Origin of the sequence: Maribacter forsetii DSM 18668 (assembly GCF_000744105.1) — a bacterium.
GTDB classification, from domain to species: Bacteria; Bacteroidota; Bacteroidia; order Flavobacteriales; family Flavobacteriaceae; genus Maribacter; species Maribacter forsetii.
In genome coordinates, this window is record NZ_JQLH01000001.1 from 1,536,645 (window position 1) to 1,558,884 (window position 22,240).

At 34.3% G+C, this 22,240-nt stretch carries 18 protein-coding genes; 6 read left to right on the forward strand and 12 right to left on the reverse strand.

The genetic code is table 11. From position 1 onward, the window contains the following. Positions 1-130: 130 nt before the first annotated feature. Positions 131-2,191, reverse strand: a complete 2,061-nt coding sequence (locus P177_RS06525; protein WP_036153145.1) for a tetratricopeptide repeat protein — start codon at positions 2,189-2,191, stop codon at positions 131-133. 483 nt (positions 2,192-2,674) lie between these two features. On the opposite strand from P177_RS06525, the gene P177_RS06530 reads away from it, so the two are divergent. The 4 genes from P177_RS06530 (at position 2,675) to P177_RS06545 (ending at position 7,914) form a co-directional block, all read left to right on the forward strand. Next, positions 2,675-3,904, forward strand: coding sequence for a glycosyltransferase (locus tag P177_RS06530; RefSeq protein WP_036153147.1), 1,230 nt, complete (start codon positions 2,675-2,677; stop codon positions 3,902-3,904). 272 nt (positions 3,905-4,176) lie between these two features. Continuing rightward, a complete protein-coding gene (locus tag P177_RS06535; RefSeq protein WP_036153149.1) occupies positions 4,177-5,316 on the forward strand; it encodes a response regulator in 1,140 nt (379 codons plus the stop codon). A gap of 42 nt (positions 5,317-5,358) precedes the next feature. Then, entirely contained in the window at positions 5,359-6,615 is a 1,257-nt protein-coding gene (locus P177_RS06540; protein ID WP_036153151.1) for an oligosaccharide flippase family protein, read from the forward strand. Positions 6,616-6,684: 69 nt separating this feature from the next. Continuing rightward, positions 6,685-7,914: a glycosyltransferase gene (locus P177_RS06545; protein WP_036153153.1), complete on the forward strand. Its 1,230-nt coding sequence runs from the start codon at positions 6,685-6,687 to the stop codon at positions 7,912-7,914. A 68-nt stretch (positions 7,915-7,982) separates the two neighbouring features. Here the strand turns inward: P177_RS06545 and P177_RS06550 are convergent, their stop codons facing one another. From P177_RS06550 to P177_RS06560, 3 genes are read right to left on the reverse strand one after another with little or no spacing between them, the layout of a single operon-like run. Further along, complete coding sequence (locus tag P177_RS06550) at positions 7,983-9,524, reverse strand: glycoside hydrolase family 2 TIM barrel-domain containing protein (RefSeq protein ID WP_036153155.1); 1,542 nt, start codon at positions 9,522-9,524, stop codon at positions 7,983-7,985. Continuing rightward, positions 9,505-10,752: a hypothetical protein gene (locus P177_RS06555; protein WP_051941740.1), complete on the reverse strand. Its 1,248-nt coding sequence runs from the start codon at positions 10,750-10,752 to the stop codon at positions 9,505-9,507. The genes P177_RS06550 and P177_RS06555 overlap by 20 nt, the downstream gene beginning before the upstream one ends. A 1-nt stretch (position 10,753) precedes the next feature. Next, a complete protein-coding gene (locus P177_RS06560; RefSeq protein WP_036153157.1) occupies positions 10,754-13,843 on the reverse strand; it encodes a membrane protein in 3,090 nt (1,029 codons plus the stop codon). Between the two features lie 235 nt (positions 13,844-14,078). On the opposite strand from P177_RS06560, the gene P177_RS06565 reads away from it, so the two are divergent. Beyond that, complete coding sequence (locus P177_RS06565) at positions 14,079-16,304, forward strand: FUSC family protein (RefSeq protein ID WP_036157938.1); 2,226 nt, start codon at positions 14,079-14,081, stop codon at positions 16,302-16,304. A gap of 16 nt (positions 16,305-16,320) precedes the next feature. Here P177_RS06565 and P177_RS19355 read toward each other — a convergent pair whose 3' ends face one another. The 7 genes from P177_RS19355 to P177_RS06600 form a co-directional block, all read right to left on the reverse strand. Then, positions 16,321-17,172: a hypothetical protein gene (locus P177_RS19355; protein ID WP_157486481.1), complete on the reverse strand. Its 852-nt coding sequence runs from the start codon at positions 17,170-17,172 to the stop codon at positions 16,321-16,323. Positions 17,173-17,300: 128 nt separating this feature from the next. Continuing rightward, positions 17,301-17,678, reverse strand: a complete 378-nt coding sequence (locus P177_RS06575; protein WP_036153159.1) for a hypothetical protein — start codon at positions 17,676-17,678, stop codon at positions 17,301-17,303. A gap of 445 nt (positions 17,679-18,123) precedes the next feature. After that, the gene (locus P177_RS06580; RefSeq protein ID WP_036153161.1) at positions 18,124-18,753 is read right to left on the reverse strand and encodes a hypothetical protein; all 630 of its coding nucleotides are present in this window, start codon (positions 18,751-18,753) and stop codon (positions 18,124-18,126) included. A gap of 9 nt (positions 18,754-18,762) precedes the next feature. Then, positions 18,763-19,206: a DUF1569 domain-containing protein gene (locus P177_RS06585; protein ID WP_036157944.1), complete on the reverse strand. Its 444-nt coding sequence runs from the start codon at positions 19,204-19,206 to the stop codon at positions 18,763-18,765. Positions 19,207-19,307: 101 nt separating this feature from the next. Then, positions 19,308-19,886 (reverse strand): Crp/Fnr family transcriptional regulator, encoded by a 579-nt coding sequence (locus P177_RS06590; protein ID WP_036153163.1) that lies wholly within the window; start codon positions 19,884-19,886, stop codon positions 19,308-19,310. 118 nt (positions 19,887-20,004) lie between these two features. Next, positions 20,005-20,928, reverse strand: coding sequence for an NAD-dependent epimerase/dehydratase family protein (locus tag P177_RS06595; protein WP_036153170.1), 924 nt, complete (start codon positions 20,926-20,928; stop codon positions 20,005-20,007). Between the two features lie 8 nt (positions 20,929-20,936). Further along, on the reverse strand, positions 20,937-21,356 hold the full coding sequence (locus tag P177_RS06600; protein WP_036153173.1) for a DUF2147 domain-containing protein: 420 nt from the start codon (positions 21,354-21,356) through the stop codon (positions 20,937-20,939). A gap of 221 nt (positions 21,357-21,577) precedes the next feature. On the opposite strand from P177_RS06600, the gene P177_RS20470 reads away from it, so the two are divergent. After that, positions 21,578-21,700 carry a hypothetical protein gene (locus tag P177_RS20470; protein ID WP_262493309.1) on the forward strand — a complete coding sequence of 41 codons (123 nt, stop codon included), beginning with the start codon at positions 21,578-21,580 and terminating at the stop codon, positions 21,698-21,700. 7 nt (positions 21,701-21,707) lie between these two features. Here the strand turns inward: P177_RS20470 and P177_RS06610 are convergent, their stop codons facing one another. Next, on the reverse strand, positions 21,708-22,229 hold the full coding sequence (locus tag P177_RS06610; protein ID WP_036153178.1) for a DUF4442 domain-containing protein: 522 nt from the start codon (positions 22,227-22,229) through the stop codon (positions 21,708-21,710). Positions 22,230-22,240: the final 11 nt, after the last annotated feature.

Genomic DNA, 22,240 nt, shown 5'->3' on the forward strand with positions numbered 1-22,240 from the left:
AATATGAACTTTTAAAGTCTTTGCAAAAATTTAATATATATCAGAAATATGTGCTGGTACGGCCATTAAAATTAGTGTAGTAATTTAGTTAAAACCCCACTTGGGTATAATGGATAGCATACGTGGTTGACTAATCTAACTTTAATTTTTTGGAGAATAATGGTTTTTTTAAAAATAACCATTTTGCTTTAAGACCTATCTCAGTAAACTCAAAACCAGCTGCAGTTGCAGAGGCAATGTTGCTATATTTACCGTAGACGTTTAAGCTAAAGCGTTTAGAGAATTGATGTTGAACAGAAGCTTCTGCCCTAAATATATTTGTGTTAGGGTCATCTTCAACTTTTTGAATACCGGTAGCGGCACTGGCCATATATGTTGTCTTTTCGGAAATTTTGCCGCGAACATCTGCAAACAATTCAACTGCTTGATATTTTTCGGGACTAAAATATATGGTTGGGACTTGATCTTTAAACGTGATGTATTGGTAATTTACACCCATTTTTAATGCTGGTTTTTTAAGTACATTGTAGTAAAGAGATGTGAACAGTAAGTTTCTGATATTGTCATCACTCTGCTGTGTATGCATTAACTGCGTATACCACCCAAAGTTTACATTTGTACCTAAGTTATAATTTAAACCATAATGGTTTTGTACAATTTCACGCTCAATTAATTCCGCATTAAAACTTTGCACTTCTCTTTGGTACCCCAATGTCAAATTTTGAAGTTTAAAAGGTTGTAAATCTAATTTTATATCAAGAACAGGCTGTGTATATGCTTCATCTAAAAATCTAGAGTTGTTTAGACCCAATACCGTTTTTAAAACAGTCTTAGGAAACAACTTATACTGTAAACCTATTAAAGCTACGTGAGAAGTGGCTTTGTTATCTGTTACCTTATTTTCGGTAGATCTAAAGAAATAAGAAAAGGTGGTTCTAAATTTCGTTGAGAATGGAACGTCTACCGTTGTATTGGTGTAAAACGCTGTATTGTTACCGTTATCGAAAGTATAGGCAGCGTGTTCTTCAATAGTTGGCGTGTGCATAAGGTTTAACTTCTCAATAAAACCTTTGGCATCTTTTTGGTTATTATAGAACTTTAAGGTTTGGTTGGCCATATGATATGCCGGTATAATTTTGTCAGAAGCAAACAAGGCATTCGCTTTCCCTAAATTACCATCAAAAGAAGCGCTATCGTTAACTAAAATTCGATCATAACTTTCAACACTTGCTTTTGCATCGCCCGTATACAAACCTAAAGTGGCTTTTAGTGCATGTATCCAATTTCTATTCGGGTAGTGGACTTCTAAGCTATCTATTTTCTTACGGGCAGTTATAAATTTTTTGTTCCAGATTAGGGCTTGAACATAACGATCATAGGTACTTTCGGTAAGCGGTACGTCATTAATTTTATCCACTTTTACCGTTGCACCTTTTGAAACGATCAATGCCTTTTTATCATTTTCGTCTAAATGTTCTGCAAGGGCTATACCGTTTAAGGCAGTGATTGAATCTTTTGGTGTAGTTGCGTACTTAACATACATATTCTTGGCCTTATCTGCTTGCTTTGTAATCAGGTAAAGGTTGGCAAGGTTGATAAGTACATCTTTATCGTTGGGGAAATCTTCAAATATCTTTTTTAGTGTTTGCTCACCTTTGCCATACTGCTGGTTGTTTACGAAAGCATTTGCATAACCCAGTCTCATAAACTTTCTAGAGACCTTTGCACTTTCATTTTCAGGCTGAAGTGCGATTGCTTTTTCTACCCAACTTAATGCTAATTTGTATTCCTTTAAATTACTTAGGGTATTCGCATAACCTAGTACGGCTCCAAATTTGGTAGGGAATTTATCTACCAGTTCGGCATATAACGGTTTAGCTTGCTCGTATTCCTTTGCCCATAAAAAAGATTCGTTGTAGTTAATGAGTATTTCAAAATCACCTGGGTAATCTTTTAAAAGATCAGAAAATAGGCCGGTGGCTTTTTTAGGCTCCCCACTTAAACCTACTGCACGGCCATAACAGAGGAGGCCCGTCTTGTTGCTAGGGTCGGTTTTAAGATATTCTTCAAAGAAAAGTTCTGCTTCTTGAAAATTTCCTTTCTCCAATAAACCAAAGCCTTTGGTCATATCAGATTGTGCTCTTAACAGTGAAGAGGTTAAAAGAATAAGGAATACTACTTTACGAATCATTAAAAGTCAGATTAATACTACAAATACCTAACGGTAATTATTGAAATTTATTAGTCCATTTCAATATTGTAAGAATAAAATAGTACCCTCTATTATAAATAGGGGATTACCTCATTGTTAGAAAGGAGGCTGTTTATTTGCTTGAACGCTTTATTATAGACTGATATTCTTCTGGTAATTTGTTCATAATCAGGAGGGTATTTATTTTAAAAATGTTAGAATAGGAACATTGTCATTTAAAATAGAGAATGGTATTATGAAATTACAAATCTTTTGATTTTATGATATTCTCACCTTAGTTATGAGAATATTGAATGTAAGTATCTGATGTTCATGTTTGTAAAAACTTCTGGTTTAGTTAAACGAGCTATTGTTCCCATTCGTCTACAGTAACGCTTCATCTACCTAAAATGGCCCCAGTAACCTTTGTCTTAGTTGGATATTTGTATCAGAAATAACCCAATAGTATTTAAAACTTAACCTATGAAACTTGCAATAGTAACCGCTTATCCGCCAAGTAAAGTGACGTTGACCGAATATGGTTATCACTTAGTAAAACATTTTAGGCTTCAAAAAGAAGTAACAGAGATTATTTTGATTACCGATAAGACAGAGGGAGAAAAAGATTTTGCCTTTACCGAAGAAGGGTGTAAGATTACCGTTAAGGAATGCTGGAGCTTTAATGATTACTCTAATCTTTTTAATATTAATAAAGTCATTTCTGCTACAAAGCCAGATGCTGTTCTATTTAACCTTCAATTCTTAAAGTTCGGCGATAAAAAGATTCCTGCAGCCTTAGGTTTAATGTTGCCTTTGCTTTGTAAGATGAAAGGTATACCGACCATTTCTTTGTTACATAATATCTTAGCGCAGGTAGATTTAAAAAATGCAGGTATTACTTCAAATAAAATTTTAAGGAAGGCGTACAAATGTGTTGGTAATATATTAACAAGATTTGTTTTGGCTTCAGATGTTGTAGCTGTAACCATAAGTAAGTATCAAACTATTTTAGAAAATAAATATCAGTCAAGAAATGTAGCTCTTATTCCGCATGGTTCATTTGAAACTCCGCTAGAACCAGATTTTACATTACCTGCCGGACCTAAAAAAGTATTGGCATTTGGAAAGTTTGGCACCTATAAAAAGGTAGAAATCATGATCGAAGCGATAGAGCTGATTAGACAACGTACCAAACAAGATATTGAAATTGTAATTGCAGGTACAGACAGCCCCAACACACCAGGTTATTTAGAAAGTGTAAAAAAGAAATATGCTCATGTTAAACAATTATGTTTTACAGGATATGTGGCTGAGGAAGATGTTCCGGTAATTTTTGGAGAGAGTGCAGTTGTTGTTTTTCCGTACACATCTACTACAGGTAGCTCTGGGGTATTGCACCAAGCCGGTAGTTACGGCAAAGCAGTTGCATTACCAGATGTAGGAGATTTAAGCATTCTTGTTAAAGAAGAAGGATATAAAGGTGAATTCTTTAAACCGGAAAATGCAGAATCTTTAGCGGAAGCAATAGAGAATATTCTTGAGCACGATTCGTATAGAAGATATTTGGCAATGGCAAACTATAGAGCTGCTTGTTCATTACCTATGTCAGATATTATAAAAATGTATATAGAGTACTTTAAGGTTTTACAATTGGCAAAGTCCAAAGGATTTACTTTGGATGTAACGATGGTTGAAAAAGAATTAATGTCATAAGTTTTTTGGTTAGGTTTAGTGTAAAGGGGGTAGTGTGGTTAGCTATCCTCTTTTTGTTTGTCAGATGTTCAAAGTTTATAAAACTGACAAAATCTATAGTGTTTATGTAAAATTCTTACAAGGTTAAGTTTTTCTATTTCTACTGTGTTGCCTTATAGATCAGTTTGTTAGCGTTCTTTAATTGAAAATATATTATTTATTTTTTATTCAAAACTTACAATTTTTTGAAAATACCACGTTATATGTAAGTTAAATCTTACTTAAGTAAAACCATGAAAATACTAACTATTGACGATCAGCAGCTTATCTTATTGTCTGTTGAAAAACGACTTACCGAATTAGGTTATGATGTAAAGACCGCTGATTCTGGTCTAAAAGGAATTGAATTATATGACTCTTTTGAGCCAGATTTAGTTCTTGTAGATATTAACATGCCCGATATTTCTGGGTTAGAGGTCGTAAGACATATTAAAAGTGGTGACCGAAATAATACACCGGTTTTAGTAATGTCAGGAAATACCGAAGAAGCTATTATTATGGATGGCTTTACACTGGGTATTGATGACTATATGAAGAAACCCGTGAGTTTATCTGAAATGTCTGCACGTATCAAAAGACTCATTGGTGCCCCAGTTATTGAAATGAAGACAGAACCTACTAGTAGTGGGCGAATGCTACAAAAAAACTGTGTTGGCGTAGTTATACCTTGTTATAATGAAGAAGAACGTCTTTTAGGTAAAGAGTTCAGAGATTTTGCACATAGTAACTTAGGGTACCACCTTTGTTTTGTAAACGATGGTAGTACAGATAAAACTCTTGAAGTATTAGAAGAGTTGAAAAAAGGAAACGAAAGCAATATTAGTATATATGATTGTGAGAAAAATGGAGGTAAGGCAGAGGCAGTTCGTCTAGGCATGCTACATATGGCTAAAGACACACAATTAGATTATATCGGCTTTTTAGATGCTGACCTTTCTACTGATTTTAGAGATTTTGATGATTTGGTAGAAACGCTTGATAAGTCAGACTTTAAAATTGTTAGTGGTTCAAGAATGAGTAGAATGGGGGCTGATATTACCAAAGAGTCTGCTCGTAAGATTATCAGTATGACCATTAACTTGATCATAAGGACCATTTTAAGAATGCCTTTTAATGATACGCAATGTGGTGCCAAAGTTATGGATCGCTCTGTAGTACCATTACTTTTTAACAAACCTTTTATTACCAAGTGGTTGTTTGATGTTGAAATGTTTATTCGCATGAGAAAACATTATGGTAAAAATGAAGCTATTAAGCTCATTTGTGAACAGCCTCTTAAAAGATGGATACACGCTGATGGATCTAAATTATCCATGAAAGATTCAGTGAAAATTGTTGGTCAACTTGCTAAAATTGCGGTTGTATATAGATAGAGTTTCAATTGAAAGATTCTTAAACAAAATTAGTTTAAAAATATGTCAGCAATAAAATTAGTTTTGAAGCGGATTTCCCCTAAACAGTTGTTTATGGGTAGTGCTTTGCTTGTAAATGGCGGCAATTACCTTTACAATTTACTGCTAGGTAGGTTGTTAGGTCCAGAAGCCTTTGCAGATGCTGCATTATTGGTCACATTGCTATTGGTACTTTCTTTTGTTGGTATGACATTTCAACTGGCGACTACAAAATTTGCGGTTTTATTTACAGATTATACGTGGATCGCTTTTAAGAATACCATGTATAGGTATGCATTGATATTTGGTATATTCACCGGTATTCTTGTGCTTATTTTTTCCAAGAATCTTCAAGAACTGTTCAATACCCAAAACCATTACATGTTTATGATTTTTGCGGTTGCTATACCCTTGTACTTTGTTATGAGTGTAAATAGAGGAAGTTTTCAAGGTGGGCATGATTTTGGAAAATTGGCAGGTACTTACCAAACGGAAATGTGGAGTAGACTGCTGCTTACTTTCGCACTTTTGCTTTTGGTTCCTTTTGAGACGGGTATTTTAATTGCAGCTGGTATCGCACTTTCTTTTGTGTTCGGACTTTTTCCGTCAGATTTTAAAGGTGTTCAGCTATTTTCTAAAGATAAGTTAGCCGCGGTAGATTTAAAGCAGGTTTGGATATTCATCGGTCTTACTGCCGGATATGAACTTACACAGATTATCATTAACAATAGTGATATTCTATTGGTGAAGCATTATTTTGATGATAAGCAAGCTGGTTTGTATTCGTCATTGGCATTGATAGGTAGGGTAGTGTACTTTGTGGCTTGGATGTTTGTAATGTTATTAATGCCAACAGTCATTCAAAAACAAAAAGATGGTGAGCCAACGGCTCCGGTGCTGTTTAAGTATGTATTCTTTATTGGTGGCTTATCCACGTTTATCGTATTTGTGTGCTTTCTGTTTCCAAATTTGATCATCACCTTAATGTTCGGTGATGCTTATTTGTCTATTGCACATTTATTATGGAAGTACGCCTTGGCGACTTCACTGTTCGCTGTATCTAATATATTCGCTTACTACTTTTTATCATTAAATCAATACTCGCCCGTAATACTATCTGGATTGTTAGGCTTCTCTCAAGTTGCTTTGATCATGCTATATCATGAAAATTTAGAGACGGTTGTTCAAATGCAAATCATTGCTATGGTTATTTTACTGGTAGCTCAACTACTATTTTTCATCATTAAGAATAAAGCGGATTCTAAAGTCATTAAAGAATAAAAGAATAAAAGAATCAAAAAGGGATTGGTCCCAAATAAAAAAAGTTCTGTTTAATAAAATATAACTCAAATGAAATTAGCAATTGTAACCGCATACCCACCTAGTAAAGTAACCTTAACAGAATATGGTTATTATTTGGTAAAGCATTTTAGACTTCAAGAAGAGGTGACAGAATTAATTTTGATCACCGATAGAACTGACGGTCCTAAAGATTTAAATTTTGAGGGCGAAGGCTGTAAGATTACGGTGAAAGAATGTTGGAGTTTTAATAGTTATAGTAATATTTTCAGCATCAGTAAAACCATATCAAAGGTGAAACCAGATGCGGTTTTATTTAATCTTCAGTTTTTAAAATTCGGAGATAAAAAAATACCGGCTGCAATGGGCTTAATGCTTCCTTTTATATGTAAAACCAAGGGTATACCAACTATTTCATTATTACATAATATTCTTGAACAGGTAGATTTAGAGAATGCAGGTTTTACCAATAATAAAATACTACAAAGTATCTATAATTTTATTGGTACTACGTTGACGAAGTTTGTTTTAGCTTCAGATGTTCTTGCGGTAACCATAAGTAAATATGTAACTACATTAGAAGATAAGTATAAGGTTAAGAACGTAGCTTTAATTCCGCATGGTGCATTTGAAACTCCTCCAGAGCCAGATTTTAAACTTCCTGCAGGTCCAAAACAGGTAATGGCTTTTGGTAAGTTTGGTACATACAAAAAAGTTGAAATTCTTATTGAGGCGGTAGAAGAGATCAGGTCGAGAACCAATGAAGATATTGAAATTGTTATTGCTGGTACAGATAGCCCTAATACACCTGGCTATTTAGATGAAATGAAACAAAAATATAGTCATGTTCCTCAAGTGAGATTTACAGGTTATGTAGCAGAGGAAGATGTTCCAAAGATATTTGGAGATAGTGCAGTAACTGTTTTTCCATATACGTCAACAACTGGTAGTTCAGGAGTTTTACACCAAGCTGGTAGTTATGGTAATGCCGTTGCTTTGCCGGATTTAGGCGATTTAAGTGTATTGGTTAAGGAAGAAGGTTATGTAGGTGAATTTTTTGATGCTCATGATACGTCATCTCTGGCTAATGCCATTGAAAAGATTATTACCGATGATTCATATAGAATTCAGTTGGCAAAACAAAATTATAAAGCGGCATGTTCATTACCAATGTCTGCTATTACACAGATGTATATAGACTACTTTAAGGCTATACAGAAATCTAAAGAAACAGGTTTCAATATAGACATATCAACTGTGGAGAAGAAATTGGTTCATTAAGAATCGATATGGTTAGTATTTGAAGGCTGGTGTGGTAACCAGCCTTTTTTTTGTACCTAAATTTTATCTTATTTATTCTTTATAGCTAGTTCATAGTAAGATGGCTTTTTATTACCTAAAGAATCCAAGCAACCAAAGAAGTGTTGCTTTTTTGTTCTCCAGGGTAAGCTACCGGCAACTGAACTGGGTACTTTTTCAAAGTCATAAAGCGTCCAGAATAAAAAGGGAATGTTCTCTTCTTCTAAATACCCTTGCATTTCTTTATAATAAGCGGCTTGTTTTTCGTCAGAGCCTGAAAATAAACTCCACATACCATCATAAGAAGAATCTCCGTATTCTTGTAACACAATAGGTTTATTTGGAGTTAAATACCTTAAGATCTTATAAGATTCTAAAAAATACTGGGGCTTTTTATAATAGTGAAAAGAAATAAAATCAACTTCTTTAGATAGATTCAAGGCAGCCTCTGGGTTAGACCAACCAATGGTTATTGGGTTTTTAGTGTCCCAATTTCTAATTTCTAAAATCATTTGATTTAGCCACTGTATTACATTATCCTTGCCGCGGGAATCAAAATCTAGATCGGGTTCGTTTTTTATATCCCACCCTAAGAGCGCTGGGTGGTCCTTTACCGCATTTACAATGGCTTCTGCATGTCTGTGTGTCAATGTCCAATTAGATATATCGTAATCACCATAAAAATCGAAAAGGGTAATAAGAACATCTAACTTATTATTTTCTGCTATATCTAATAGTTTCTTTAAAAGTTCCAATTTTTTGGCATCGACCCTATTTTTTCCAAAATCTTCATATTGAATAAATACACGAATAGTATTTAATCCCATTTCATTAATAATTTGAAAATCATCATTGATTATAGTATCGTTAAAACGCTTACCAAAAGTGTCCCAAGGGGAGTCTTTTGGATAATAGTTTAGACCTTTTTGCAGTTTTATTTTTTCAAGTTTAGCCTGTATGTTTCTCTTTTCTACATTAGATGTGTCAATTGGGTTTGGTATCTCTTTTAAGTGCCTAATTCGCCAAAATCCGTCCTCTAAGAGCATCATTACTTGGTAACTAGTAGTGTCTTTTTCTTTAAAAAGGAGGGTTTCACCTTCATAGGTTTCTTGGTACTCCTCTACATTATAGTCTTTAAACACCACCATAGTGCCATCTGCCGTGTAAAAATCTAATGCGGGATTATGGTTTAGGGTAGTGCGCTTGTACCAATGGTTATTCTTTACATTCAAATCAATATTATCATATAATCTAACCCGTGCACTGTCCGTGTAAAAATCTTCTATACCGTAACGGTCATTTTTCTTGAATGCAATATTTCTAACATGCCATGCATTCATATAATCATTGGTAATCTCTCCTAATGCTTGCTCTTCCATTGGTCGCCCTGGATTGTCCATATTTGACCAGTTAAGATTTGGCTTGTAGACATCATCCATAGGCACTTCTAAATGGAGCATAGAGGTTTTATCCGCACCGGTATTCATAAATGCCCAGGCAGCTCCTATACCATATAGAATAAGTCCGTTGATAGCCAAAAAAGTGACTATTAACACAGTTCTGTATAATGTTTTATTTAACTGTATCGCCATGTATATTCTTTGTAAATTCTTTAGTGATCCCTGCAGCGGTCAATTTTAATATATAGTCGCCCTCTTCAAGAAAATGCTCGCCTAAGAAAATATTGGATACTCCGTTTTTAGATGTAGTTTTTTTGGTGTCTATAAATTCTCCATTGGCATCGTATATGTCTAATTGTAATAGTAATCCGTCAGGAATCAGTTGTTTCATAAAACTTTCAAACGGACCAACATCAATATTTCTATTTCCTTTAGAAAAATGAACGGCGTAGTCTTTTATCGCAGATTGGAATTCAAATTTTGTGGTATTACTTTCAGCGGCTCCTGTTACAAAAGCTTGTACCTCCCATATGGCAGCTTTGTCCGGGTGTAAGGTTTTAGCTTCTGCTACACCGTTAATAGTGGTGCCAATGGTATATAAATATTGGTCTTTTTCATTTTTGATTACAAAAGTGACCAGTGTGCCATTTGTAACTGTATTGCCAAACTCATCTTTTATAATATCTGATATAAAGGTTACAATTTGGTTGCCATCAGCAAAATTATGGGCACTAGAACTGCTAATTGAAAAGTTGACTGCATTTGCAGGGTATACAATGGTTGCCAATTCTTTAGAGGTGGTGCCATTACATTCTGATGTTACTAATATTCTACCGGATTTTAAGGTGGAGGCTACATTATACCATGCAATAAAGCTTTCTGTCGTTATTTGTAATTCATCAATATTTTCTAAAAATTGATATTTAACGGTAACCTCTGTACCGTCATCCAAAGGATTGTCATAAGCGTCTGTAGGTGAGATGGTCAACATAGAGAAATCATTTCTACCTGCCGTTACACTACGGGGACCAAAATATGATTCTACATACGTAGCCTTTGGTGCATTTGTGGCAATAGTATGCATGCCTTCTTCCAAGACCTCCCCATTTAAAACCAACTTCCAATTGAAAGGACCGGCAATTCTAGTAAAGTTTTTAGGAATGCTAAATTCAATGTTATCCGTTTCTTTTTCATTAGTGTCTAGCAACACACTACCATAAGCATTTTTAACCTGTAATTTATAGGTTTCATTGGGTGATTCTGTTTTAAAGGATATGTTGATGGCATCACCTGCAATACTATTTTTTACTTGCGATAGTAGCTCAGTTTGGGGTATATAGGTTTCCTTGGGCTGTTCTTCTTTTTTTTCTGAACAACCAAATAGTACAAGACCTAAAAGTAGTATTATCGTATTGCGCATACTATTTTGGATTACCTATATAACTGTTGATCTCAAATTTTATAAACTCATATCCTTTTCCCTTAAAGGGTTGGGTTTGCTGTTTGCCATGTACTAACTTTCTATTAGGGAATAATTTATCGGCAATTGCCTTATTGGGTGAACCATTAACAAAGCAGTTTTCTAAACTACTGCTAATTACTTCTAAGCTATCTAGTGCTAATGGTTTATAATTAAAGAATTGCTTACGTTGTATTCTAACCCCTTCGGTTACAAACTTATGATCTACCCAAAGTAGTTCGCTATTTTCATCGTAATAAGATATAATCAATTGCGGAATGGTTACTTCTTGCACGCCTGAATTAAACAAAACACCATTGAAACCTTGTTCCGTGTATTCTAAGTCTTGCAAAGCAACATGCTTATATAAATCTGTGTTTGCAGTATTACCCGCAGATTGTAGGTTGAATTTTGTGGGTTGCTGTTCAAAGCTTACAGGCGTAAATTGGTCAGGATCAAACGTTGGTGGTAGGGTGTCTTTTGTAGACGACCATGCTATACCTTCAAAATTGATTTTAAAGGTCGTTGTTTCTTTTGGCATCAACTTATGTTTTATCTGATGCTTGGCATTGTAATTCGCCAATTCCTTATTGTCATCATTATATAACGTGGCTTTAATTACAATATCTGCTGGAGTATTATCAACATTTTGTAACTCACCAATTATACTATACTGACCTTTGTATTTAACCAATTTAGCGGATAGAATTTCTAGAACTGGTTGTTTCAGCACATCTTCATGATAGGTTTCTTGGGTGGTGATTTTTCGTCTACCATGATTATAATAGGTGGTGCCATTGGCAGTAAATAGTTGATCTGGTGGTATGTCATTATCGACCTTTAATGATTTTACGTACCACTTATTCTTTCGTTTTACCAGTTCATAAAATTCATTGTTGAATACATTCTCTAAAGGGGTGATCCAACGTGTAGCTACTTTTGCCTTTGCGCTATTTTCGGTTTCATCATAAATTTCGATGCCTAACGAATCTAATTTTGCATACGAGCTTAAAATACCATCCGTAACTGAAACCTCTAGCATATACTGGGCAATATCAATATTTTCCTCAGGGTCAATGTAGGAGTGCGCTCTAGAGAACTCCTTGAAATCCAATGCGTCATAGTAAGATTCCACCACATTATTGGGTGAAAGCTGGGTAACGTTTTTTACATAGAAAATATACATGCCATACCCCATACATACCAGTACAAGTAATGCCCACCAGTGGGAAAAGGTCAATAATTTTGATGGGAATTTATTATACGGTAGTTCTAATTTCATGAATGAATGAACCGGTACTTTTCTTGACTTTAACAACCGGACCCATATCATCTGAATGTTGACAAAAATGGCGATGAGTACGGTTGATAGCGGAATGATACCCCACATAATTTTCATTATGGTAGGTACATCTTGCTTGGGCATTATTTGCGGTATGGGAGCCACATTTAATTTTTCCCAAACCATAATGCCGTTTTCTAATTGCTGCAGCCGTTGCCAACCGCAATAATAAAGTATGGGGTCATAGAATTTATCGTTCGAGAAAATATACTTGAGATTGTATTTCTCGGGTACGGTCAAGAACTGCTGTAAGGAACCAATACCTTCAACACCTCTAAATTTTGAGTTTTCTATTCGCTCTATAGCTCTGGTGGTTAATTCTGGTAATCGGCGGGCAGAGTGGTAATTTCCATCAACTGTCATTGCTCTAGTCTGTGCAGATAGCCATGCCATTTGATCACCAAAACCTAAAGGTAGATATCGCCAGGAGTCATGGGAATCTGCCCCAAGAAAGTTAACAATGGGTAGCATTTTTATTTTAGCGGGTTGCGATGGTCTAAAATAACCTAAAGTCATAGTGAATAGTACCATAAACAACATACCACCAGCAATTAAGCCACCTAAGACTCTATGATATACGCCACCAAATTTTTCTTGAATTAGTGTTTTTAGATCGCCTTCAACCATCCGGTAGGCAAACTCCGCAAATATGGGGAGTGCCATAATGGTGGCCCATAACGTAAACCTATCCAACGTTAAAATATTAAAAGCCATCTCGCCCAGCATTAAACGTGGTATAGGCGTAGTACCTCCTGTTCCTAAAATGGTCAATAGTGTAAATGATAATCCAAAGAATACATACCTTTTACTAAAATATCTGTAAAAGAAGTAGGGTAGTATAAATAGAAATACACCCCAAGGAATCAGGAAAAATACGAGTCCGGATGAGGTGATTTCCAAGAAATTATCTCGAGATCCATGCGGAATGGCAACTTGAGTTATGGGGTTTCTTTTAGAGTTGTACCAGTAAGGAAAAATACAGAATACCAGCAAGAATATTGCAGTACCTCCAAATTTGGCTATACGCCAGAAATGCTGTAAAGTGGTACTCCAAAATACTTTGAATGTAAGTGCTTTATATGATTCAACTTTTTCTCTAGCGGCATCCATTACTGCCATTCCCATTAGCGGTGCAATAAAAAATACCATGCCAAACAAAGGTGTTACATGATGAGAAGTCACCGTTACGGCAAGCATGGTTGCCGATGTAATGAAGTACCGAGTTTTCCCTGTTTTAATCCACAGATATATTTCGGTCATTGAATGCAGTAAAATGGATAAAGCTGAAACACTTGGTAACTGACCAAAAATATGTAAGGTCTCTACGAATGTTGATGAAAATACTGCCATTACGGCCCCGTAACCTGCAATTCGCCGGCTACCGGTCATGAGCAAGGTATACCTATAGGCGCCGGTGATAAATAGTACTATGGCTATTAAGGCAACGGTATACATACCAAATTTTAGTCCGCCAATGTAAGAGAGTATACCTATGAGTTGATGTACCAATGGAGGATACGACTGAACTGTAAAGCCGGTATACCATCTATACTCCCACGGGTCAAACCAACTGCTGGCATAATGGTCTGCAAAAAATAGGTGAATTAATGCATCATAAGTAGACTCCAACGTAAAGAAAATGGCAGAACCATGAAAAGCTAGCCCAACAATTAAAGCTAATATTAAGAGGGTATTGGTTTTTTTCTTCAAAGTTTAGTTAGAGTCAGATGCTACTTATAGATATTAAATATATAAGTTGAGTATTACATATAAAAGAGAATAGCAAAGATATTAGTAATATAATACTTACATAGTTTTTAAACGATTATATAGTTGCTAATAAATTTAAGGCTCAAAACCAGTTTCTAAAGTTGCTTATTTCATATTTTATGAATAGAAAGATTCTACTTTTCAAAGCCTATCTTTGTGGCTGATTTTATATGTGTTGAGCAAAATTCAAAATTATATTACAACTTCTTTTAAAGAATTGCTATTGTTCCTTGGCAGCACTAGTTTTTCTAAATCTGTACTTACTGTAATTGCCGTGGTAACACCATTGGCAATTGGTGTATCTACAGGATATACTGAGATAGGTGTTGCCATCTGTTTTGGTGCCTTTTGGTGCAACCCAAGTGATGTAAATGGTAGCCTTAAGCACAAGGTATATGGTATTTTATTCTCAGCTGCCTTAGTTATGGTGGTTAGTTTTATTGGTGGCTATGTTCATTATTCTCCTTGGTTATCATTGGTGATTTTAGGATTGACCAGTTTTGGTATTTCTTTAATTTCATCTTACGGATTTAGGGCTTCGCTCATTAGTTTTTCAGGATTGTTGGCACTGATATTAAGCTTTGCCCATACGCCCGATAAGTTAAAAATTTATGAGTATTCTTTGTTGGTGGGGCTTGGCGGTCTCTGGTATTTGGCAGTCTCTTTACTGTGGTATAAAATCAACCCAAAGGGGCAGACAGAAGAGATTTTATATGAAACTATAGCGCGTACCGGTAAGTTGATGAAGAAACGTGGAAAGCTTATCAACGAGCTGTCTAATAGAAAAAAACTACTTAAAAGTTTATTCTTAATGCAAAGCGAATTGACCGAGCAACACGAGACACTTCGCGAAATTCTTATTCTTTCTCGTAAAAATTCTGGTAGGTCTGTGTACAACGGTAAGCGAGTACTAGTTTTGGTACAACTGATAGAAATGTTGGAAACTGCAGGGGCAAACCCTGTAAACTATACCAAGATGGATAAGCAGTTTCAAATGTATCCAGAATTTACCAAGCTGTTTCAAAATCTCATTTTCGAAATGGCAAAACAATTACAGACCATTGCAGAAGTTGGAAATAAACCAAATAAAATACCGAAGCATGATGTTCTAAGTGCACGTTTTGAAGAGATACGTATAAGAATTCAAGACCTCGGTAAAATAAAAGAAGCAAAGGCATATGAAGCATTTATTATGTTTCAGAATTTTTTAGAGTATCAAGAAAAACAATTCGATAAGTTGAAGCGTATAAAGTGGTTGTTAAGTGATCACGATGTTGCATCAGAAGAGTTTATAGATAAAGAGATTTTAAAACGATTCTTAATCTCTCAAGATTATAGTCCGCGTATTTTATTGCGAAACCTCAGTTTTAGGTCTACTATTTTTAGACATTCATTGCGTATGGCGGTTACTCTAATGATCGGATTTGTGCTGGGTAATATATTCGCTTTTCAAAATCAGTATTGGATTCTGCTGACCATTATTTTAATTATGAGACCTAATTATGGTCTTACAAAAACTCGCTCTAAAGACAGAACTATTGGTACTTTAATTGGCGGTGTCATTGCAACAGTTATTGTTTATTTGGTACAAGATGTATATGTATACGCAACACTGGCGCTAATTTCATTTGTGATTGCGCTTTCAATGTTACAGAAAAATTACAAGGCATCTGCTATATATGTTACGCTCAGTATTGTATTTATTTATGGCATTTTACAACCAGATGTGATGACGGTAATTCAATACCGAATTATCGATACCCTTTTAGGGGCAGGATTATCGTATTTAGGATTTCTATTTCTATGGCCTAGCTGGAGCTTTCAAGAAATACGAAAAGATGTTACCAAAAGTGTTGAAGCCAATAAAGTGTATCTAGCTAAAATTGCGAATTTTTATATTCAAAAAGGTAGCGTACCTACTAGCTACCGATTGGCACGTAAAAATGCATTTTTAGAGACTTCAAATTTAAGTTCGGCTTTTCAGAGAATGACACAAGAGCCACATTCTAAGCAGAAGAACCTGAATAAAATTTATGAGTTGGTTGAGTTGAACCATAACTTTTTATCCTCGTTGGCATCATTAAGTATTTATATTCAACACCATACCACTACAGAAGCATCAGAACGATTTAATGACATTGTTTCTAAGATAGATGAAAACCTTTCAATGGTATTGGAAATGCTATCTAAAGATGACGACCAAAGCACTAAGTTGAATTTAGACGCCGTAGTTTCGTTTGAAAAGCAATTGCCCAAATTTGAATCTGAAAACCTGAACTTAGTTGATGCAGATAATGATGGATTAAAACGTAACCATCAAGAAGAACAGCTTATTTGGGAACAATTACGTTGGTTATATTCCTTAAGTTCTACTATGATGAAGTTGACTTCAAGTTTGTGATAATGTTTGTTCTATGCTATTTCTTAGTAACATCTGAACTCTTGAAATCAACACTTTTAGTTTCTAAGTAAGCCCATATTTCGGCCATATTACCTGAATTGGATAGTTCATTGAAATCGGGTTGAGAAAGGCAATAAGTAAGAAAACCGTTTACGTTTGATTCAGGTATGTTAAAATGTTCTGCTATTGTTCGCTTTGAAAATTTATATATGATTTCTTTTTCTAAATTCATATTTTCATCGCGCTCCACCATTTCTTCTAATGATTTAGTTCTGCCAGAAACTTTGTTCATGATTTTATGGGTATTCACTACTACTGTCAAAGCAGCATAACCAAGTATTTCAAAAACCTTACCATATTCATCTGTTGTAGCAAGCTTTACATATTTTCCTCGGTCTGCTTCTAATAGCAACCGTTCGCTCTGGGTCATTTTATCTAAGCTAGCATTTGGTAAGCCTAGTGATGCAGAAGTAACTGTTTTTTCAAGTGCGAGTCTATCGATATCTAAGTTAATATCTCCGGTTAAATTATAGGGTATAACCGTAACCTCTTTTAAATCAATTACATTATCAATGAGTTGAATAGTTATTAAACTACTATTCATATGAGATTCACTAATTACTATTTCTTTTGGTAGGTATTGCACGGCAGTAATACGTACCGAGTCTTTTAACTTTACCTCTATAGAAAATAAACCAAGGGAATCTGTTATGGTAGATTTTTTAGAATTGAGATTAACGACTAATACGTTAGAGACATCATTTTTAGAACTTGAAACCTTGCCTTTTAATAGGGTAGCATTATCTTGACCAAACCCTGAAAACGTGGTTAGTGTCAATAGAAGTATGGATAGTAAATGTTTTGGCAATGGTTGTGTTTGTGCTAAAAATACTACGCCATTATTTAAAAAATGAAAAGATTAAGTTAAAACAGGAATACTGATTATTAATGTTTTAGAATTGTTTAAGGCGATGTTATCTCTATTTATCTGAAAGATTATTGTTTTGTATACACTTCGTAACACTCCTCAATACACGAATTTGGGATAAATGCTACTATTAATTTACCATTTTCAAATGAGTATACATATTCACTTCTTTCACGATCACATAAGTTTTCTACAACAAAGGTATTATCCATGAGTTCATAGGTTCCCTCACAATCAGGGAACAATGTATCACTATATGCACCAAGTTCTGAAAACGATATAATATTACCATTTTCAACGTCCATTAATGGAGACGGACTGCCACCGTCAAAACGTGCAGTCTTCTTCCAAGCACCAACAAGCGTTTGTTCTTCTGAAGAATAATCATCTGAAGAACAGGCAATAAAGGAGAAAAGGATACTAAAAATCAAAATTTGTGTTTTCATAAGTAAAAGGTATAAAATTTAATTAAAATAAGAAAAGACTTACTTTAATTTAGGATACTCAAATTTACAAAAGGTTGCTATTCTATCTTGAATTAGGGGAATGGAACCCAACAGTTCCTAAACGTACACTAAGAGATTTAAAAAGTTTGAATATCAAATTTATATCAATTAAATATTAGTTATTTTACTACGACTTAAACATTTTTATAGAATTGATAAACTGTTAATTATAAGTCTAAACATATACTTTCGTTTGGATGGTCTTCATACCTCTAATAGGGTAGAATGATCTTTATCAAACCCTGAAAACGTGGCTAGTACTGCTACAAGTATGAATAGTAAATGTTTTGGCAATGGTTGTGTTTGTGCTAAAAATACTACGCCTTTATTTAAAAAATGAAAAGATTAAGTAAAAACAGGAATACTGATTATCAATGTTTTAGAATTATTTAAGATGTTTAATAAGCAGGAAATGAGAGATAAAAACGATGGGTACTATACAGGTGGGTAAGAAACTATAGGGGAATTCTAAAAGAGCAATATTTGGTTGTTCAAACGCAAATTGCTGAATTGGTAGCGGAGAAGATAATATGGCAATTATGACAATGACTGAAAGAAACAATAGTCCAATTACATTCCAAAATAAAAAATACTGTCGTGCTAAATTCTTCTTCTTTACGAATTGATAAATTAAGATCACAAGTGCAGAGAGTCCTATTAAAATATCAAAATTCCAACCGGTAAAAGTCATTATTTCGGGAATTTGACCTTTTATAAAAAGTTGGTACAAACATAATTCTACTGGGATTCTTACAATATGTATTCCTATTAAATAGCGCGTATTTAGCTCTTTAATTGAAATTATTTTAAACACCAAAATGGATAGTAGGGTAGTCGCAATGATAGCCAATGGGAACAATAGGGGCTTTTCTTTAAAGACTTCAAAAAATGACAAAAGCCCTATAACTACCTGCCAAGCAAAAAAAATAAGTACTGCCCTTAAGTTTTTTCCTGTCCCAATATAAAACAAGAATAAGGTCAGTAGTGTAATAAATAAAAATACGGCTTCTAGCATAACATTTAATTATCTATTAAATTGCTTTAAGTGGTGATCGGTATGTTTATATACAAATATGCCAATCTCGTCGTTGGTCATTTTTCCAAAAAACGGATGAATGAAGTTCGTATTTGAATAGCCGTTATAATCGTTTAGTAAACTTATCCACTTTTGCTTTTCACTATCAAAATCTCCTGAGCTAGATATTTTTAATTCAGGATGAGTAGGCTGGTTTTTCTTCATGGGAAGTTCATTTTTTATAATTCCCTTTAATGCCATTCTGCCAAATAATTTGCCAATGTAGAGTCTTTTATATTGCTTTTTACCTTGAAACATTTCTTCGCCTAACGTGCAATGTTTTAGCATTTGATATGAGTTCATTTTACCCCATTTTGCACTGTCAGATTCTTTCAGGTTCTGAATTCTTTCAATCAGTTCGCTATTAGTGTTCTTATCGAAAATTGTTTTCATAAAGTGATTTTTATTTTTTGGCTTTTTGCACATCGCTGGTTATAAAGACAAATATATATGCCACTTTTCACTAAAAAATTGCCCTATGGCAAAAACGGACTTTATGATGCTATTTCTTTGCGAATACGACTTAACGAATACTTGGTAATGCCTAAATATGTAGCAATATGCTGTAGCGAAACGTTTTTAATAACGTGAGGTTTCTCTTGTAATAATCTTAGATAGCGTTCTTTTGCTTCATCTGCAATGAACGATACTCGCTGAATTTTAAGTGCAAAATAACTACTAACCAATTTCTTACGACCTTGTTCCCTAAAAGGTTCAATGCTATGAAAGAGTTGTTGAAAGGTATCAAAGTCTAACTGCCAGCAAACAACGTCGGTCAAGGCTTGAATATTTTCTCTCGTAGGGTTGCGAAGAAAAAATGATGACCAATCTATTGCGATTTCGCCTTGCCCATAAAAATCTGTAGTAATATCGTTGCCTTTGGTGTCGTTTACAAATGAACGGGCAAAACCGCTTTCTATAAACCAGTAGTGGTTTTCAGTTTTTCCTTCTTTTAAGAGAAAGTCGTTTTTACTAAAACTTACTTTTTTGAATTTTGGAATAATGATTTTCAGTTCGCTTTCTGAAAAAGTAGTAGGGGAGAATATATGCTTTAGAAAATGTTGGTCTTGCATTTTAAATGGTGGTTTTTAAAATAAATTAATGCTGACTAATTTATTTCTAAACTACTTATAATTTGCTTCTTACTAATTACTTACCTCATATTATTTTGTTGGCTTTCAGTTTAATATGCTATTGCTCATTCTTAATTTGCTCAATGCCTTCTTGATAGGTGGTAACCTCAAAATCTGGAAATCTGTTTTTAAACTTGGTAGAAACGAAAATGTTATCATGCTTGTACCTTGGTAACAATTCTTTTAACTCTTTCATCTGTGACTTAAAAATACCACCTATTTTAAAAGCAATTTTTGGTACTACGGTATATGAAAATTGTTTGCCGTAAATCTTTGAGGTCAACGCTATAAGCTGTTCATAGGTTAATCGGTTATCATCGCAGGGTAGGTGCCAGGTTTGATTATAGACGTTGGGCGTGTTGCCTATTAATGCCATAGCCTTACTGGCATCTGGTGTCCATATTAGTGTTCTTAAGATAGTGTCACTAATAAATACTTTTAATTTTTTGCCTTGTTTTATATTGTCGAAAATGATGGCGTTGGTGATGCTCTGCGTTTTATCAGGACCATAAAATTCTGGAGCTCTACAAATAACTGCTTCTAAATTATTTGCAGCCATTTCATCTAAAATCATGGTAGTAATTTCTGCTCTTACTTTTCCTTTTGGTCCTACAGGTGCAAATTCGCTCTCTTCGGTTAAAGGAGTTTCATTTTGTGCATACATGTAGGTGTTATCAAAGAACACCAATTTGGTATGGTGCTTTTTGCAAGCATCGATAACATTACGCATCATTATTGGAAATTGGTCTACCCACATTTTGGTATTCATGGGTAGACCAACCGTTAAATATGCAATTTCACTTCCTTTTACGGCTTCTTCGGTTTTTTGCTTGTCTAATAAATTGGCAGAAAAAAGCGTGTCGGTATCGTTTACTTTTTTCGGATCCCGACTTACAAGCCTTATGTTAGAAGTATACTTTTTCTTTAGCTCTTTTGCTAATTCAATTGCGATTTGACCGTTTGCCCCAAGTATAGTTTGCATTTAATTATTTATTGCTTTCTGATCCAGTATTGCGTTCTTCCTAAAAGCGAAAAGCCTAAATAACCTCTTACTTTCAATTTGTTAGGTTCTTCCAGCTCTAAATAACACTTATATTCTTTACCGTTTTCTGGATCTAGAATTGTACCGTCGTTATATTCATCGCCGTCTTTTTTAATGTCTTCGATGATAACTAGACCTCTTATTTTTTGACCTTTTTTAGCCCCCTTACAGTTGTCGCAAACTTTGTCTGCATCACTTTTATAGCTATTGACTATTTTGGCGAAATACGTATCATTGGTTTTGTAGATTTCAATAAGCGCTTTTTTCTCGTTTGTCTCATCATCATAAGTTTCCCATTGACCGGTAATAGTTTGTCCGTAGCTAATAAAGCTTATTGTCATTGCTATTAGGAAGAATAAATTTTTCATGTTTGTACGCTATGTTATATTGTTAATTGATTTATTACCCACTTTTGGTTCTTAAATATTTGAGTTATAGTGGGTGAAAAATAAAGATACTATTTCTTAGAATACTTAAAGCTAATGCAAATTTATAGCATTAAAAATTCAATTTAAAATTTACGATTTTTTCAGATTTATTAAACTTGATTTCAGTGGTTTATAATTGGTAAAGAATATGTTCAACTCTTATGAAAAAAATATATATTACTTTCCTAACCAACAACCAACAACCAACAACCAACAACCAACAACCAACAACCAACAACCAACAACCAACAACCAACAACCAACAACCAACAACCAACAACTAAGCACTAATCACTTGTTTTTCTTACGCTTCTCTTTAAAATACGCTTTGTTAGCTATGTAAATTGTTTTTCTAACCTCACAAAACACTTGGGTTTTTTCTTTATTGGTAAGCTGCGTGGTTTTAATAACATCAACTTCTTTCTTTTCGGCTACCTGAGCTTTAATTTCTGCAAGCTCATCTTCAGAAAAATTAAAGTCTGCATATAGATTTTCTTTTGCCGGTTTTTTGAAGAATATTTCAGCAGATTTATCCCAAACAACATAGTCGTTGCCCATAATGCTTAAAAGCTGAATCATAGGTATAGGATCTACGGCAGAGAATAGACTACCACCAAAAATGGAATTGACGTAATTTTTGTTTTTATAAGATAGCGGTAATTTAATTCTAACGTGTAATAAATCTTCTGATACCTCAATTATTTTGGCAGTACTTCTTTTGTACATGGGTGAAAGATTAAAACCATATTTAAAAATGGTATTCTTCTTAAACACTTTTGATGCTAATGCTTCAACTTTCTGATATACTGACATATTCTTTTTAT